Origin of the sequence: Magnetospirillum molischianum DSM 120 (assembly GCF_000294655.1) — a bacterium.
Taxonomy (GTDB): domain Bacteria; phylum Pseudomonadota; class Alphaproteobacteria; order Rhodospirillales; family Magnetospirillaceae; genus Phaeospirillum; species Phaeospirillum molischianum.
Map to the genome: position 1 here is coordinate 98,453 of NZ_CAHP01000014.1, position 14,777 is coordinate 113,229.

The following is a 14,777-nucleotide window of genomic DNA, read 5'->3' on the forward strand; positions in this document are numbered from 1 at the left end:
CCCTCGCGCCGTCAATGTTCGGACGAGCCACCTCCTCCATGGCCCTTCGCCCAGTTCCTCAGGCGACCGAGCAGTGCCCGCCCGGCGGTCTCGGCTCGATACGCGATATCGTCATGACGGCAGGTAAGCCAGACCAGTTCGTCGCCGCCATCGGCCAAGCTGGTTTTGTAGCGGCTGTCGCCCGCCAGAAACCGATAGAGCCTCATCCCCCGGTGACGGTAATGGTTCATCGCAAGCGCATGACAAACCAGACCGGGTTTAAGGCGGGCATCGGCCTCGTAGAGAAAACCGCTCTGATAGGCATAGACCACCCCACCGCAGATAAAATTGTAGAGATACCCAACAATTCCACTGCCAGCCTGCACCTCCAGCAGGTCAGCCCCTCCATCGGGAAAGGCGGTGGCCAGGAGCCGATCATGCAGACGGCGGAATGAGGGCTCGGCAAAAGCCCCCCCTTGCCCCCGACTGCGCCAGTAAGATGTGTGCAACTGTTCCAACCCGTCGAACATCTTCCGGGCCTCATCGATCGTGGTCGCGGGGCGGAGGGTAAGCCCGCCCCGGCTCTGGTAGAGCCGCATCGAACGACGGATCTGAGAACGGGTATTCCGCGACACCCCTTCTAGGGCATCACGGGCGGAATCGAGCCGGGCATATGGTGCCGGTTGTCGCCGATGCACGCGGTGCTTCAGGCCGAGACGTCGGCATCTGGTCTCCCACTCGACCGCAACGCCTCCCAACGTCATCGCACGCCACGACAGCGGATCACCCTGTCGCAGCCCAGCCAGAGCCCGCAGACAAGCCTCCTCGACAGAGGACGAAACCGTGCGGTCAGCCAGCACGCCATTGTATTCGATCGCAACCGAGCGAAGCCGTGGGTCGCCTGCCTCGTGCAGCCATAAAGCGGGGCGGCGAAGTGGGCCGAACCAGCGATCGGGGCTTCGATGAATCAGCGCGAGGCCGACAATCTCATCGCCCCGCCGCACCAGCACCTGCCCCGTCGGCATACCCATGGCCTCGATCCAGGCCCCAATCCAATGCCATCGCAGAAAAAACGACGCATCCGACCGGATTTCCAACTCACGCCACATCTGGCCGAGTCGTTCGAGTGGAGGACAGTCTCCAATGGAAACGGTCAGGACGCCCGCCCCTTCGTCGACTAAGTCCACTCCGAAACCAGCCCCATTGAGAAGCAACCTCTGTAACGTTTCAATACATAGCATTGACTCTATCACGGATAGTTTATTTAAATAAGTGATTATGTCCAGTCAAGAATCAAAATTTAGTCATATTTATTGGTGTTTTTGGCAATTTTCATATTTGTAACTATNTTGGACGATTTTTAACAATGAAAAAATCATCTTCTGAAGTTACAATTCTCCACATATTTCCTACGTTCGATGTCGGTGGATCCCAAGTTCGATTCGCCCAATTGGCTAATCACTTCGGCTCCCGTTACCACCATCTGATCATGGCCATGGACGGGCGCCACGGCTGCGCCCCCCGTCTGTCGCCCGATCTTCACGTCACGCTGCTGGAGCCCGACTGGCGCCGTGGCGATATGCTGTCCGAGATCGTGTCCTGCCACAGAAAGCTGGACGAAATTCGCCCTGATATCCTCGCAACCTATAATTGGGGCGCGATGGACTGGGCCATCGCCAACCAGTTGGCGCGTCGGCCCCACCTTCACATTGAGGACGGGTTCGGACCCGATGAAGCGACGAATCAGATTCCACGGCGGATCTGGACGCGACGATTGATCCTGCGTCGCAGCAAAGTGGTGCTGCCGTCGCAAACGCTGCTCGGCATCGCCACCACGCGGTGGCGGTTGCCCCCTCACCGGCTGCGGTACATCCCCAACGGCATCGATACCGCGAGATTCGCCAGCGCGCCCGACCCCGCCTTTTCCGCCCTCCTGCCTGTCGGCGATGGGCCGGTAATCGGCAGCGTTGCCACGCTCCGCCCAGAAAAGCGTCTGGATCGACTGCTGCGCGCCTTCCGCCTAACCGTCGATCTCACCCCCGCCCGTCTGGTCATCGTCGGCGACGGCAGCGAACGGACATCGCTGGAACACCTCGCCGCGGAACTAGGGATCGCCGACAAGGTTCTGTTCGCTGGCCACTGGCCCGACCCGGCACGGGTGACCGGAGCCTTCGATATCATCGCCGTATCGTCCGATACCGAGCAAATGCCCTATAGCGTGCTGGAAGGGATGGCGGCCGGAAAGCCGGTGGCAGCAACCGATGTCGGCGATATCGCCACGATGGTTGCGCGTGAGAATCGGTCATTTCTGAGCGCTAGAACCGATACCGCATTCGCCACCGTGCTGACTTGGTTGAGTTCGAACGCGCCTTTGCGGGCCTATATCGGTGCCGCCAATCGCCAACGTGCCCTCCAGCATTACGACCAGGCTGGAATGTTCGTCGCTTACGCCGACATCTTCGACAGCATGACGCCCCACGGTCGCGCCGCCATTTCCCTCCCGACCACCCGCGAGGCACCGTTATGACCAACAACGGTTGCGCTTCGGATCGGATTGATACGGAGTGGAAGGGAAGCGGCAAGAGCCTGAATATCCTCCTGACCGGAGGCACGGGCTACATCGGATCTCACGTCGCCGTCGTCTTGGCGGCGGCCCGTCACCGTACTGTGCTATTCGACAATCTGGCCAACAGCCAACGCGACGTTGTGGACAAGCTTGAGACGATCATCGGCCAGAAACAGACCTTCGTCGAAGGCGACGTCCGCGATACCGCGCTGGTGACGGCGATCCTGCGGGCGCACGCCATCGATGCGGTCATTCACTTCGCCGGAGCCAAGGCGGTCGGCGAATCGGTCGCCAAACCAATCGAGTACTATGCCAACAACGTCAAGGGTGGCATCAGTCTGCTTGAGGCCATGAATACGGCGCAGGTCAAAAACCTCGTCTTCAGCAGCAGCGCCACCGTCTATGGCGATCCCCATTATTTGCCGCTAGACGAGGAACACCCAGTCTCCGCCACCAATCCATATGGCCGAACCAAACTGCACATGGAAGAAATCCTGGCCGACGTCGTTCGCGCCGATCCGTCATGGCACATTGCCAATTTACGCTATTTCAACCCGGTGGGCGGCCATGACAGCGGTCTGATCGGCGAGACTCCGAACGGTATTCCCAACAACCTGATGCCGTACATCGCCCAAGTCGCCAGTGGGCAATTGCCGTTCCTGCGGGTGTTCGGTAATGACTACCCGACACCGGACGGCACCGGCGTGCGGGACTATATCCACGTCATGGATCTGGCCGAAGGTCACTTGGCTGCTATCGACTTCCTGATGACCCGCTCGACGGAACTCAACACATTCAACCTCGGCACGGGACGCGGATATAGTGTGCTGGAGATGGTCCACGCCTTCGAAAAAGCCTGCGGGAGTCCGATCCCCTACCACATCATGCCGCGCCGTCCCGGCGACATCGCGACCTGCTACGCCAAGGTGGACAAGGCCGCTGACCTGCTGGGATGGAATTGCCGACGCAACCTTGACGACATGTGCGCCAGTATTTGGCGGTTTCAACACCGCACCGCAGACGAAAGAAGTTTCGCTTTGGCATCCGCACCAGAAGGCTGCGATATATCGTCGAGGCGATGAGGCGGCCGACGATGCGCCTCGTCAAGGTCGTGTACCGGAATCCCCCTCGTCTTCAGGCGATTGCCCTGTTTCCATTCGTTGAAGATTGCAGTAACGTTATCACCCAAAGAAACACTAGTCTCGCGGCCCCCGTTTGCCTTTAGTAAATTGGGTTTATCGCCGAATAAGTTAGGGTGATCTATATGGAAAAGCAGCAACGCGACCGCAATAGCGTGCAAGACGCAGTGTCGCCGGAAGCGCAGCCGATGCGCTGGGTTGCGCCGCTCCAATCGATTACGATGTTTTCGATTGCCGAATTCACACAGAGTGACTCGAGTCCGGGCGACGATGGCCTCGGGGTTTTCACGCAATCGTAAGGCTAGGACGCAGACATTGCCCCTCGTCTCATGAGTGACTTTCGCGGCTATATTGCTTTTGAGACGGAAGAGCTAACCAAGGAGGATCGGGCGCGCGCAGGCGCGGCTTTTTTTGGCGCAGGCCTGGGAAATCCTCGCGTTTGGCACGATGATATTGCCGCGCTGGCGCATGCCCAACGGATCGTAACCACCGAAGATCGTGCCGAACGCCAACCGATCAAAGATCCGGCGGGGCGTGTTATTCTTTTCGATGGGTATCTCTTTGAGCCCTCCCCGATTATTGGGGATCTGGGCCTCCCACCCCACACCCCGGACTCTCAGATCGCTGCGGCGTGGCTCGACCGCTATGGATTTGAGACACTTCACAAATTAAGGGGCGATTATAGTTTTGCGCTCTGGGACCCGCGGGAGCAGCGTCTACACCTCATAGCCGCACCAATGGCCATGCGGATCGTTTATTGGCACGCACGCCCTAAGGGTTTTTGGTTTGCAACGACGCTGAGCGCGCTCCACCAATTTCCCAGCGTCCCCAAAACGCTCGATCCGCTCCAACTCGCCCTCCAGTTCACGGCGAGTGTCGCAGATCCGGCTGACACGCTGTACAAGAACATCCGCCTCGTGCCGCCGGGAACCTATCTAACCGCCGATGCCCGAGGCGTGCGGGAACGGGCCTTCTGGCGCCTCGATACCCGCCGCCGCGTGACCTTGCGAACGCCACAAGCCTATGCCGAAGCGGCGCGCGATCTTCTGGACCAAGCGGTTCAGCGGAATTTGCGCAGCGCCCAAACACCGGGAGTTCTGTTGTCGGGTGGCCTCGATAGTTCGGCGGTTGCGGCATCGGCGGCGCGCCTGCTCGCCCCCGCTCCCCTTTATACGTACACGGCCGAGCCACCACCTGGGCAGGGGGTCGCCGCGCGGGACGGGTGGTATGACCGGGAACGGCCCTATGTTGACGCGCTCGCTGCCCGCTATCCCAATCTATACCCGCATTTTTGTCATTCCACGGAACCCGCGTCGATTGAGATCGATCCCACCCCCTTTTTCGTTGCCGGGGGCCGCCCCCAATCTAACGCCAATCACTTAGGTTGGTTTGACCCGGCTTATCGCGCCGCTCAAAGAAATGGGCACGCTATGTTGCTGACGGGCGATTGCGGCAACTTTACCCTCAGCTTCAGCGGTCTACGGGGCTTAGGCGATTTTGCCAGAGGGGGCCGTCTGGACAAGCTTATTCAGCTGCTTCCAGGTGCCGCCCGGTTTCGACAACGGACGCTCTGGGGCACACTTAAAGCCCACGTTTTACTCCCCGCTTTGCCGCCAAAACTGCGCGCGGCCCTGTGGCGCTGGCGGCATCCCGATGAAGAGCCTTCGACGAAATATGCCGCGATCCGCTCGGAGTTCGCCGTAAGGGTCGGTCTGGGCGCGGCTCTCCAGGCACAGGGCGACGATGGGCTTTCTTTCTATACCACCGATAGCCGAAAGCTCATCGCGCATCATATGGAAGCGCAGCGCATGCGCACACTCGAAACCATTCGCACCGTACGGGCCTATTACGGCTTTGAAGTACGCGACCCTTTCGCCGATCCCGATCTTGCGGAATTTTGTCTTGCCATCCCACGCGAGCAATATCTTCTCGGGGGTGTGCAGCGCAGCCTTGCACGCCGGGCGCTCGCCGACCGATTGCCAGCCGCCCTACTCGCCGAGCGGGGCTATGGTCGGCAAAACCCGGAATGGTTCACCCGAATGACCGCCCAACGCGAGAGTTTCGCCGCCGAGATCGAACGCTTAACCAACGTGCCCTTGGCCGCCGAAATGCTCGATCTGCCCCGCCTGAAACAGTTGATCGACACCTGGCCCCAGGATGCCTCCGCCGCCGAAGCCCGGCGTTTTGAATTTGCGCAGATGCTGCCGCGCGCCATTCAAACCGGCCGATTCATTCGCTGGAGCGAGCGCGGCAATCAGTAATCGGCGTCGAGATAACCTAAGCGCGCCATCACCCGTCCGTGGTCGGCCTCGATCCGGGCACGCTGCGCAGGCGTAAGACGGTCGCGCCATCCTTCAACGCGCCCTTCGCCGAAAAATCTGTGCGGTCCCACCGCTTCGACAAAGCCTTTCGCGGCTTCCTGGCCCCGTAACGTCTCCAGCGCCGTCGCCGCGACGGCAGCTTTTACCGCCGCGTGGTCAACCTGAAATCCCAAGACAGGCAGAAGCCCCGATAAGGCTGCGGCGGAATCGGCGCGCATCGCCTCATAGGATACGATATGAACGGGGAAAGGCGCCGGGGCCAAGTAGCTTTCGACATTCTGGCTCCAACTGCCCCAGGATTGTAACAAACCCGGCTGTAACCGATAGCGCGACCGGTCCATAATCTTATCTTGTGTTCCCATTATTGTAATCGCCGCATCGATACTGCGGTCGGTATGGCGGGCGAGCGAGAGGGCCACATCGCGCGGGTCGCGCACCAGATAGACCACCCCCAGAGTAAAATCGAACGGCCTGCACATCGTATGAGTTTTCAGATAGGCGGGTTCGGTGCGGGCCTGCGCCCATTTCTGTAACACCGATGGCCACCAAGCCAAAATTTCGGCATCGGTCAAATCCGATGCCGCAAGGCCAATCGACTCGTCGAACTGCGTGCGACCGTTGATGCTCCAGCCATCCGGTGCCGTACCGTTAATATCGACCGCCGCCCCACCCGCCGCATAAGAACGCAGCAGCAGCCGCAACCACGTATTGCCGGATTTCGGGTAGGAAGCCAGCCAGTAAATCCCGCTCATCCGCGCGGCATCTCCCCCAGCGCGCGGACCATATCGACCAGCGCGGGAAGATCGGCAAGATCCTCGCTGCGGGCAACTTCCACTACAGGCACCGCATCGGCCAAACGCGCCATAGCTTTGAATATCAACGCTTGGCACCCAAGAGCCAAACCTAAACGCCAGCGGTGAACCAGATCATATCGCCGCAGCGCCTCCACCCCAATGAGACGGCGCAAGGGGGGCCGCTCTGGCGCGCGCTCAGTCCGTAGAAAGACGATTTGCGCGGGAGGCAGAGCATCAGGTTGGAACCGCGCCTCCACCAGAGGAACGTTATATTTCTCCAATTCCTCCCGGATGCGCTCCAAACCGTCGATCGGAACCTGGAGATGGAGCGCCGAATCGCGCCAAAGCTTGACACGCGGAAAGGCGGGAAGAACCATAAGGGGGTGCCCCTCCCGCACCTCAAGCGCACAGAGATCGTCGCTGAGCAGCCGGTAACCCCGCGCGGAAAAAGCTGCGGCCAAGGTGGATTTTCCTGCCCCCGACACTCCCGAGAGCAGAAGAACCCGTCCGTCAATATCGACCGCGCTCGCGTGCATCGGCAGGAGCCCGCGCTGAAAACAGAGGATCGCCAGCACTGTTCCCAGCAGAAACACCCGAATATCGGCCGCGTCTTCCGGCAAAATCGGCTGCACGATTACACGCCTGCCCGCCTCCACCCAATAGCTTGCAACCGCTGGCATGGCCACCCGCACCCCGGTTGGGCAAATCTGCACAGCGGGGCTAAAGCTCGGCAGGTGCGGGTCCATCGGCGGCACGGCACCAATCTCGACGACGAGATCCGGCGCGCGCGCGTCACCCCGCCAAGGTAGAAGCTCCGAGAGCGGCAGCGCGCTCTGCACACGCCAGCCGAAAAGATGGTAATCGCTCATAGAGTTCGGTCAGCTTTCTACCTGGACGGGATAAATATTAGCACCCAAACAGTTTATACGATATTTTTCGCCCATCTACTCATATATAATTGGTTCGAATGAGTGGAAAAGGATGCGAGAATCATGGTCGCGCTGGAGACAATTGTTGTTCGGAACGACGGTATTCTCGACGCCAATGTCGGCGACGAAACCGTACTGATGAGTATTGAGAATGGCCAATACTACGCGCTGACAGCCACTAGCCGCGCGATTTGGGAGCGGCTGAAAGAGCCCGTGCGCGTGCGTGATCTTTGCACGGATCTCGCCGACACCTACCAAACGCCGCTGGAAACGGTCAAAACCGATACGCTGGAGTTCCTCAGCTACCTTGAGACACAGAAGATGATCGAGAGCCGGGTGGGCTAAGAAGAATCTGACGATCTGCCAGCGCAATTGGGGCCAAGCGATGGGCGATAACGAGCATCGTCACCTAGCCATGCCCAACAACCATTAGAAGTTTTCTCGCTCAACTGCGCGCAATATGCATTCGCGCGATTACCGAAGGCGGCGCTTCGTCGTCGGCCGCCATTCCATCCGCCAAGAGGCCCCGGCATCGGCGGCTTTGCGGAACCCCAAGCGGGTGTAGAGCCGATAGGCGCGGTTCAGCTTATCCACATGCAAGCTGACGCTCCGCCCCTCCGTTGCGGCGGCCTGCTGAACCGCCGCGAGAAGGGCCGCTCCGAGGCCCTGCCCGCGCCATTCCGGTAAAAGGCTAATATCGACGACACGCAAATCGAACCGCCCATCAACGTCAGATATCCAAAGCTCAATCCGTCCGATCGGCTGATCCTGCGCGGTCACGACAATCCGCTGCCCGCCTAAGGTGTAGTGGGCAGCGAAATGGCGGCACTGAAGATCGAACTGGCTATTGAGGAAGAGCGCGGCGGTGAGGGAATCGAACCCCGCCGCCGCCACTTCCTCCGCCCGCGTCCTGCGGTAAAGATCGCGCAGGAAAGCAAAATCGTCGGACTGCCGCAGCCGGAGTCCAATTCCGCGCGCGAGCCAGTTGGCTGGTAGAGCAATCCACAGCCCTGCCAGCCCAAAATTTTCCGGCATTTAGTTCGGATTGACCGGATAGTCGCCTTCATTGCAGATGTAGTATGCCATCACCAAGTAGGGCTGAAGATTGGAATGGGAATCCGCATTCAATTGAGCATTCCCATAGGCAGGCGATACATTCACCCCCAACTGGGTCTCATTGTTCAACGGCGGAACGTCATAGGCAAAGATTGGCTTCGGAAGGCTGGTCATCCCGCGGCTGAGAAGCGATGCTCCGGCGTTGCTGGACGCTATCGTTCCTGCAACCCCCGTCATTCCCGCCGAAGACGCTCCAGAGACCTTTGTTGTAAAGGAATGAGTGTGGCTCGGGGCTTGCGGATAGGTCACCGTCACCGTCTCCTCCCCAATCGCTCTGGCAAAGACGAATTGTGTGCCCGTCGTCGGGGACACGCCCGCATCGACAGGAATACGCCCGTTCAAATTAGGAAGGTTGAAATAGGTCTGATTATCACCCCCGAATCGGCGTCCCAACAAACTGTACAATGCCTGATACCGGTTCAAAGCCATCTTCTGGCCATCGCAGAGAAACCAGCCAATCGGCGCATAACCGAAAGGAAAAATACGAATTTCGCCAATAAAACCATCTGCCATGACAGCCTCCAAAATACGGTTAATTGTTTAAGTCTGGATAGAGGCCGTTGACGGCGATCGCATAAGACAAAATCAAGCTGGTCTGGATGTTCAGATGTTTCTGATCTCCGCCGCCACTGACCGTAACCGTATCCCCCGCTGTTTTGAACAACGCGCCCGCCTGATCTTCATTGCAGTAATAAAAATTACTACCGACGTCCCCTGGGGCATTATTCGCGGCGGGGACCATCGTGGTTGCTGCGGCTTTTGTAACTGAGACGATGTGATTGTGGGGCGGAACCATCTCCGAGGTCAGTTGAACCTGCTCCGCCCCTGCCGCTTGGGCTAAGAGATAGTTCGAGCCGCCCGTCAGCTGGCCGTAATGAACTGGGCTGCGCCCGCGCAAATCGGGAATCTTAAAATCCGTCGTGCCATCGCCGCCATACAGCGTGCCAATCAGGGAAAAAAGCGCCGGATAGTCGGCAACCTTCAAAGTCCGGCCGTCGCAGGGCAGAAAATTGGCGGGCGCATATTGGTCGAAAGCAAAAAGGCGAATTTCGCCGACATAAAACTCTGCCATGGGTTCCTCCAGTCGATATGGGAGCCGAAATTAATCGCGCGACGGCCAGAGGCCCTGAGTTGCAATGCATGCTTGCAAAGCAATAACTGGTTGTCGATTTTCATGCGGCACTGCCCCGCCGGAGGATGAAATCGTCGAGCTATGCAGTTGCACCCAGTTAGAATCGGTCGAGGATGTCGGACTGGGGGCGTATAGATTAAAAGGTTGAGTCCCCGCCGGGCTTGCGGTTGCGACCCCGATATAGTTATTGGACGGTGCCTGAGCGGTCGTCGCCGTCGATTGCGAGGCGATGACCTCATGAACATGCGGCGGGATTTGCGTCGCTGTCAGCGTTACCGTTTCGGAGCCACCCGTCTTCCCACGCTGAAAAATCGTTCCTCCAGCAGCCGACTGGCCCATACCCACGGCGACACGCCCGCGCAAATCCGGGAGAGCGAAATTCACCTTACCGTCTCCGCCATAGGTATTCTGAATTAACGCAAAGAGTGCCTGATACTGCTGAATCGTCAAAATCTGACCATTGCAGGGCAGCCAACCCCTCGGGACACGCCCAAAGGAAAAGAATCTAAGCTCACCCAAAAAATTATCCGTCATTGCACCCTCCTCCGCTCGATACGCGTTCAAGGCGATTAACATCGCGCCGTGCCCTTAAAACACCATGGAGCCAAGCACGTGTCACACGGGAAGCGTTTCAATTTAAGAGAGTAATGATTAAAAATATATTGTGATTTTTGCGAGAATTTAAGCAGGTTTTGTGGATTGTCGTGGAGGTAATGGTAAAGGCGCAGAGAGTGGGGGGGACCGCCATCAAGGTCGCGCACATTCACTTAAAGGTTGAGGCTGAATGACGACCAGGTCTTGGCCCAGAGATCGACGAACATGACCTGAGTTGCCAGGCAAAGCGGCTTGTCAACGAGAGGGACGGTTTGCGCCTGATCGGCACAAGACTTTCGAGATGATCCGGCACGACCGCGAGCAGGCCGATCAGAAGCGGCTGACAAGGAAAGAGCCGCAGGACGCGGGCTAATTCCAGCCTCGCGCTAAGGGGGCAGTGTCTGCCCCACAGACGGAAAATGTCTACCCCAGGCTAGGAGCTTTCCTAGCCTGCAAGCGAACAAAACGAAATAAAAGGGGGAATGGGGCGAGTGATCGGAATCGAACCGACGACATCCAGGACCACAACCTGGCGCTCTAACCAACTGAGCTACACCCGCCACCGGGGAGGCGGAATGTGTAGCGAACCCCCCGCCCCGCGTCAAGCACGATCTTCACTGCCCCCGTTATCCGAGCGCGGTATCGAGTCCCATCATCACCGCAAAGCCGACCATAAGCCCCAATGTTGCCGGAGTCTGGTGACCGTTGCGGTGGGTTTCCGGGATGACTTCGTGCGAAACGACAAAGATCATCGCCCCCGCCGCCAGCCCCAAACCGATCGGATAGGCCAGGGCAAATCCGCTCGACAACCCCACCCCCAACAACGACCCCAACGGCTCCATCAGCCCCGAGGCCGCCGCGAGGAGTGCAGCCCGTTTGACACCAAGCCCGGCGGCACGCAGAGCGATCGCGACCGCCAATCCCTCAGGGACGTCTTGCAACGCGATCGCGGTGGTCAGGGGCAACCCCACCGACAGATCGCCCTGAGCGAAGCTGACGCCGATCGCCATACCCTCGGGCAGGTTGTGCAGCGTGATCGCCAGGACGAACAGCCACACCCGCGACACACGGGCCGAGCCGGGGCCGCACGGCCCGGTATGGGCATGTTCGTGCGGGAAGAAACGGTCAAGCCCCAACATCAGGGCCACCCCCAGCGCCAACCCGACAATCACCACCAACGCCGCCAATGGCCCGCTGCCGGTGATCTCGCGCCCCGCCGCCAGACCGGGGAGAAGCAGGGAAAACGAACTGGCTGCCAGCATCATCCCGGCGGCGAAGCCGAGCAGGCTGTCTTCGGTCCGGCTGGAGAGGTTGCGCAGCGAGACCCCCGCCGCCGCTCCAAGCGCGGTAGCGAAAAACCCGGCCAGACCACCCAACCAAGCCAGGCCAACCATTTCCGCCTTATCCGGCCGCAATGCCCCTACCCCACCCGCCGCGAGCAAAACCAGCAGCACCACCAGCGCGGCCCCCAGCCCCAAAGCAGGTCCGGGACGACGGCGCGCTTCGGCCCAGGCGGTAACAGCCCAGCTATCCGGGCGGGAAACCGGGTCGATGACGGGATCGTGCGTCATAGGCAAGCCTCCTTTTTAGAATTATTCAATTTTGACTGATTTTGAGCTGTCTCGCTAGACCCGTTCACACAGATCGGAGGATCTATTGCGAATAGCTCTTATTCGCAATATACTCGCCCTATTGGCACCAGAGCGAAAGAGTCGAGGATGCGCTTGCTGCTCAACCAGATCTACGAATACCGCAAGGGGGTTCGCTCCTTGTTCATGCTGACGGCAAGCGGCGGCGAAATTTTCCAGATTCGAACGCGGCTCGAACGCGAAGGAATTGACCACTTCCTCCACTTCGTCAGCGACACCAAGGCCAACATTTTCTTTGGTCGGGGGCCATGGGTCGAGACGGCAAGGCGGATTGTCACCTGCCCACTGAACCGCCTGTCACCCGAAGAAGATTTCATCCTGGGCACTCTGCTCGGCTATGACGGCGAGGGGCAATGTCGGCGTTATCTGACCCGGCGGCACCGCCACGACAGCCTATCCCCGGCTACTGAACGGCGGGCGGATTGGCAGGGAGCAACCGCCGGGGTATAGTTCACCCCATCATGAGCAGCGCCCCGGATTCCGCCAGCCCCACCGGCTCCTCCGCCGAGCCAAAACCACCAAGCCAGTTCGCCCTGCTGATGCGGGTGGCGCGGACGATGCCGCTACAGTTGGTCTTGGCGAAAAGTCTGTCCTTCGCCTGGAAGGCAGCAACCCGGCCGATCCGTGAATTGGTGACGGGCCGGCGCACCGCCTATCTCGACCCACGCGAGGCCGGGCCACTTGCTTCCCGCATGACCGTTGTCGATTTCAGTCCGGTCGCCGCCAATGCCGAAACGCTGCGAGGGCTGACGGCGTTATGGCTGGACCATCGCTTTGATTTGCTCGGCTCGGGCTGGGTTCGGGTCGCCCATGGCGAGACCTATCCTGGTTTCAACGGAAACCAGTATGGCCCAGGCCCGGTTCTGCCTCCCGAATGGGCCGAAGCGATTGCCGCTCAACATCGTCCCGGCAATCGCGCCCGCGCCCGCTCTCTCCTTGACCAGATCGCCGATCCCGACTGGACCCCGATCGACTGGATGGTCGATTTCCGTTCGGGTTATCGCTGGTCAACGACGGATTGGGGCCGTGCCGTCGGCGGCGGTCACCAGCCGGGAATCGACATCAAGCTGCCGTGGGAATTGGCCCGCTTCCAGCACGCCCCCGTCCTGGCCCAGGCCCATGCCCTGGCCGTCCAGGGACTTCCCGGCTTTCCCGCGCCAGAGCGAATTGTCGCCGAATTCCGCCATCAGGTCCTCGATTTCCTCGGGGCCAACCCTCCGGGATGGGGGCCTAACTGGTCCTGCCCGATGGATGTGGCTATCCGCGCCGCCAACCTGCTGGTCGGATGGGATCTGTTCCGCGCCCAGGGGGTCCGCTTTGACGCAAGTTTTGAAGCCGAACTGGCCGCTGCGGCCCTAGCCCATGGCCGCTTCGTCTTCCGTTTCCTCGAATGGCACGAAACCTATCGCGCCAATCATTACCTGGCCGATTTGTGCGGCTTGGCCTTCATTGCCGCCTATCTGCCCGAAGCGGCCGAAAGCAAAAGCTGGCTCGGCTTCGCCGCCGACGAACTAGAGGCCGAGATTCTGCGCCAGTTCGCCAATGACGGCGGTTGCTTCGAAGCCTCAACCGCCTATCATCGTCTGTCGGCGGAGATGGCCCTTTATACTGCCGCCTTGCTGGCCGGGCTGGACCGGCCGCTGTCGGTTGAAGCACAGGGACGGCTGGCCGCCGCTCTACGTTTCGCCACGGCCGCCACCCTGCCATCCGGCACGTTGATCCAGATCGGCGACACAGATTCTGGTCGTTTTTTCAAAGCCGCGCCGCTTTGCGATCCCGGCGCGGCTGGGCCGGTCGAACGAATCCTCGACCCTGCCGAGTTGTTTGCCGCCGCACGAGGCCTGTTCGAGCAGATTCCGCCCGCCACGATTCCGCCAAAAGCGGGGTTCGCCACGGCTTTGACCGCCGCTCTCGCCAACGGAATCCGCTTCACCGAGGCGGCACCGCCTTTGCCCGCACCGCCCACCGGCCCAATCTTTTCCACTCCGGCGGGACTCGTCGTAAGGATACAGCCCCCCGACCCCACCGCACTGGACGGGATGGAGCCGTTGGCCTTTCCCGATTTCGGCCTTTATCTCTGGCGCGGCCCCCGCGCTCTGGTCGCGGTGCGGTGCGGCCCAATCGGGCAGAATGGCCGTGGCGGCCACGCCCATAATGACCAGTTGGCGGTCGAGATCGAGATCGACGGAGTGCCGTGGGCCCGCGATCCCGGCAGCTATGTCTTCGGGTCCGATCTGGTAGCGCGCGACCGCTATCGCTCGGCGCTGGCCCATTTTGTCCCCCGACGCGGCACGGAAGAACCGGCCGGTCTGCTTGCTCCGTTCCGGTTAGAGGACCGCGCCCAGGCCGAAGCGATGCGCTTCGGCCTCGACTTCATCGGCTCGCATCGGGGATTTGAAGAGATGGTGACCCGCCGCGTCGCGATCGAGGGCGGCGAAATTATCGTCGAGGACAGACCGGCTGAGGCGGTAACGCACATCATCCGTTCGCCCGAGGATCTGGCGACCCTGTGGGGGCTGTCGCTGCCGTTCTCGCCCGGCTACGGCCAGCGGCTCTGA

The 14,777-nt window shown here is 60.2% G+C and carries 14 protein-coding genes and 1 tRNA gene; 6 read left to right on the forward strand and 9 right to left on the reverse strand.

Annotated elements, in window-relative coordinates; all coding sequences use genetic code 11:
* Positions 1 to 11: 11 nt before the first annotated feature.
* On the reverse strand, positions 12 to 1,166 hold the full coding sequence (locus tag PHAMO_RS04725) for a GNAT family N-acetyltransferase (RefSeq protein WP_235720795.1): 1,155 nt from the start codon (positions 1,164 to 1,166) through the stop codon (positions 12 to 14).
* Between the two features lie 179 nt (positions 1,167 to 1,345).
* Here PHAMO_RS04725 and PHAMO_RS04730 point away from each other — a divergent pair, with 179 nt between their 5' ends.
* The 3 genes from PHAMO_RS04730 to PHAMO_RS04740 all read left to right on the forward strand — a co-directional run bounded on the left by PHAMO_RS04730 (position 1,346) and on the right by PHAMO_RS04740 (position 5,945).
* Positions 1,346 to 2,506, forward strand: a complete 1,161-nt coding sequence (locus tag PHAMO_RS04730) for a glycosyltransferase (protein WP_002726942.1) — start codon at positions 1,346 to 1,348, stop codon at positions 2,504 to 2,506.
* Positions 2,503 to 3,627: a UDP-glucose 4-epimerase GalE gene (gene galE, locus PHAMO_RS04735; RefSeq protein WP_002726944.1), complete on the forward strand. Its 1,125-nt coding sequence runs from the start codon at positions 2,503 to 2,505 to the stop codon at positions 3,625 to 3,627. The genes PHAMO_RS04730 and galE overlap by 4 nt, the downstream gene beginning before the upstream one ends.
* A gap of 386 nt (positions 3,628 to 4,013) precedes the next feature.
* Complete coding sequence (locus PHAMO_RS04740; protein WP_002726947.1) at positions 4,014 to 5,945, forward strand: asparagine synthase-related protein; 1,932 nt, start codon at positions 4,014 to 4,016, stop codon at positions 5,943 to 5,945.
* Here the strand turns inward: PHAMO_RS04740 and PHAMO_RS04745 are convergent.
* Both PHAMO_RS04745 and PHAMO_RS04750 read right to left on the reverse strand, forming a co-directional pair.
* Positions 5,939 to 6,757 (reverse strand): sulfotransferase domain-containing protein, encoded by an 819-nt coding sequence (locus tag PHAMO_RS04745; protein ID WP_002726949.1) that lies wholly within the window; start codon positions 6,755 to 6,757, stop codon positions 5,939 to 5,941. The genes PHAMO_RS04740 and PHAMO_RS04745 overlap by 7 nt on opposite strands.
* Positions 6,754 to 7,668, reverse strand: a complete 915-nt coding sequence (locus PHAMO_RS04750; RefSeq protein WP_002726951.1) for a hypothetical protein — start codon at positions 7,666 to 7,668, stop codon at positions 6,754 to 6,756. The genes PHAMO_RS04745 and PHAMO_RS04750 overlap by 4 nt, the downstream gene beginning before the upstream one ends.
* A gap of 123 nt (positions 7,669 to 7,791) precedes the next feature.
* On the opposite strand from PHAMO_RS04750, the gene PHAMO_RS04755 reads away from it, so the two are divergent.
* Positions 7,792 to 8,073: a PqqD family peptide modification chaperone gene (locus PHAMO_RS04755; RefSeq protein ID WP_002726953.1), complete on the forward strand. Its 282-nt coding sequence runs from the start codon at positions 7,792 to 7,794 to the stop codon at positions 8,071 to 8,073.
* A gap of 129 nt (positions 8,074 to 8,202) precedes the next feature.
* Here PHAMO_RS04755 and PHAMO_RS04760 read toward each other — a convergent pair whose 3' ends face one another.
* The 6 genes from PHAMO_RS04760 to PHAMO_RS04780 all read right to left on the reverse strand — a co-directional run bounded on the left by PHAMO_RS04760 (position 8,203) and on the right by PHAMO_RS04780 (position 12,141).
* Positions 8,203 to 8,763 carry a GNAT family N-acetyltransferase gene (locus PHAMO_RS04760; protein WP_002726955.1) on the reverse strand — a complete coding sequence of 187 codons (561 nt, stop codon included), beginning with the start codon at positions 8,761 to 8,763 and terminating at the stop codon, positions 8,203 to 8,205.
* On the reverse strand, positions 8,764 to 9,357 hold the full coding sequence (locus PHAMO_RS04765; RefSeq protein ID WP_002726956.1) for a phage tail protein: 594 nt from the start codon (positions 9,355 to 9,357) through the stop codon (positions 8,764 to 8,766).
* A gap of 19 nt (positions 9,358 to 9,376) precedes the next feature.
* Positions 9,377 to 9,916: a phage tail protein gene (locus PHAMO_RS04770; RefSeq protein WP_002726959.1), complete on the reverse strand. Its 540-nt coding sequence runs from the start codon at positions 9,914 to 9,916 to the stop codon at positions 9,377 to 9,379.
* A gap of 30 nt (positions 9,917 to 9,946) precedes the next feature.
* Positions 9,947 to 10,510, reverse strand: coding sequence for a phage tail protein (locus tag PHAMO_RS18880; RefSeq protein ID WP_002726960.1), 564 nt, complete (start codon positions 10,508 to 10,510; stop codon positions 9,947 to 9,949).
* A gap of 543 nt (positions 10,511 to 11,053) precedes the next feature.
* Positions 11,054 to 11,130: transfer RNA gene (locus PHAMO_RS04775), tRNA-His, on the reverse strand.
* A 66-nt stretch (positions 11,131 to 11,196) separates the two neighbouring features.
* Positions 11,197 to 12,141, reverse strand: a complete 945-nt coding sequence (locus tag PHAMO_RS04780; RefSeq protein ID WP_002726965.1) for a ZIP family metal transporter — start codon at positions 12,139 to 12,141, stop codon at positions 11,197 to 11,199.
* A gap of 147 nt (positions 12,142 to 12,288) precedes the next feature.
* On the opposite strand from PHAMO_RS04780, the gene PHAMO_RS04785 reads away from it, so the two are divergent.
* Together PHAMO_RS04785 and PHAMO_RS04790 are read left to right on the forward strand one after the other, a co-directional pair.
* Entirely contained in the window at positions 12,289 to 12,669 is a 381-nt protein-coding gene (locus tag PHAMO_RS04785) for a DUF2023 family protein (RefSeq protein ID WP_002726966.1), read from the forward strand.
* A gap of 11 nt (positions 12,670 to 12,680) precedes the next feature.
* Positions 12,681 to 14,777 carry a heparinase II/III domain-containing protein gene (locus tag PHAMO_RS04790; protein WP_002726967.1) on the forward strand — a complete coding sequence of 699 codons (2,097 nt, stop codon included), beginning with the start codon at positions 12,681 to 12,683 and terminating at the stop codon, positions 14,775 to 14,777.

Excerpts from the sequence above, each read along its gene's own strand:
- PHAMO_RS04755 (WP_002726953.1), top strand. The coding sequence starts at position 7,792 with ATGGTCGCGCTGGAGACAATTGTTGTTCGGAACGACGGTATTCTCGAC.
- PHAMO_RS18880 (WP_002726960.1), bottom strand. The coding sequence starts at position 10,510 with ATGACGGATAATTTTTTGGGTGAGCTTAGATTCTTTTCCTTTGGGCGT.
- PHAMO_RS04770 (WP_002726959.1), bottom strand. The coding sequence starts at position 9,916 with ATGGCAGAGTTTTATGTCGGCGAAATTCGCCTTTTTGCTTTCGACCAA.
- PHAMO_RS04750 (WP_002726951.1), bottom strand. The coding sequence starts at position 7,668 with ATGAGCGATTACCATCTTTTCGGCTGGCGTGTGCAGAGCGCGCTGCCG.
- PHAMO_RS04790 (WP_002726967.1), top strand. The coding sequence starts at position 12,681 with ATGAGCAGCGCCCCGGATTCCGCCAGCCCCACCGGCTCCTCCGCCGAG.
- PHAMO_RS04780 (WP_002726965.1), bottom strand. The coding sequence starts at position 12,141 with ATGACGCACGATCCCGTCATCGACCCGGTTTCCCGCCCGGATAGCTGG.
- PHAMO_RS04760 (WP_002726955.1), bottom strand. The coding sequence starts at position 8,763 with ATGCCGGAAAATTTTGGGCTGGCAGGGCTGTGGATTGCTCTACCAGCC.
- PHAMO_RS04740 (WP_002726947.1), top strand. The coding sequence starts at position 4,014 with ATGAGTGACTTTCGCGGCTATATTGCTTTTGAGACGGAAGAGCTAACC.
- PHAMO_RS04785 (WP_002726966.1), top strand. The coding sequence starts at position 12,289 with ATGCGCTTGCTGCTCAACCAGATCTACGAATACCGCAAGGGGGTTCGC.
- PHAMO_RS04730 (WP_002726942.1), top strand. The coding sequence starts at position 1,346 with ATGAAAAAATCATCTTCTGAAGTTACAATTCTCCACATATTTCCTACG.
- PHAMO_RS04765 (WP_002726956.1), bottom strand. The coding sequence starts at position 9,357 with ATGGCAGATGGTTTTATTGGCGAAATTCGTATTTTTCCTTTCGGTTAT.
- PHAMO_RS04745 (WP_002726949.1), bottom strand. The coding sequence starts at position 6,757 with ATGAGCGGGATTTACTGGCTGGCTTCCTACCCGAAATCCGGCAATACG.
- galE (WP_002726944.1), top strand. The coding sequence starts at position 2,503 with ATGACCAACAACGGTTGCGCTTCGGATCGGATTGATACGGAGTGGAAG.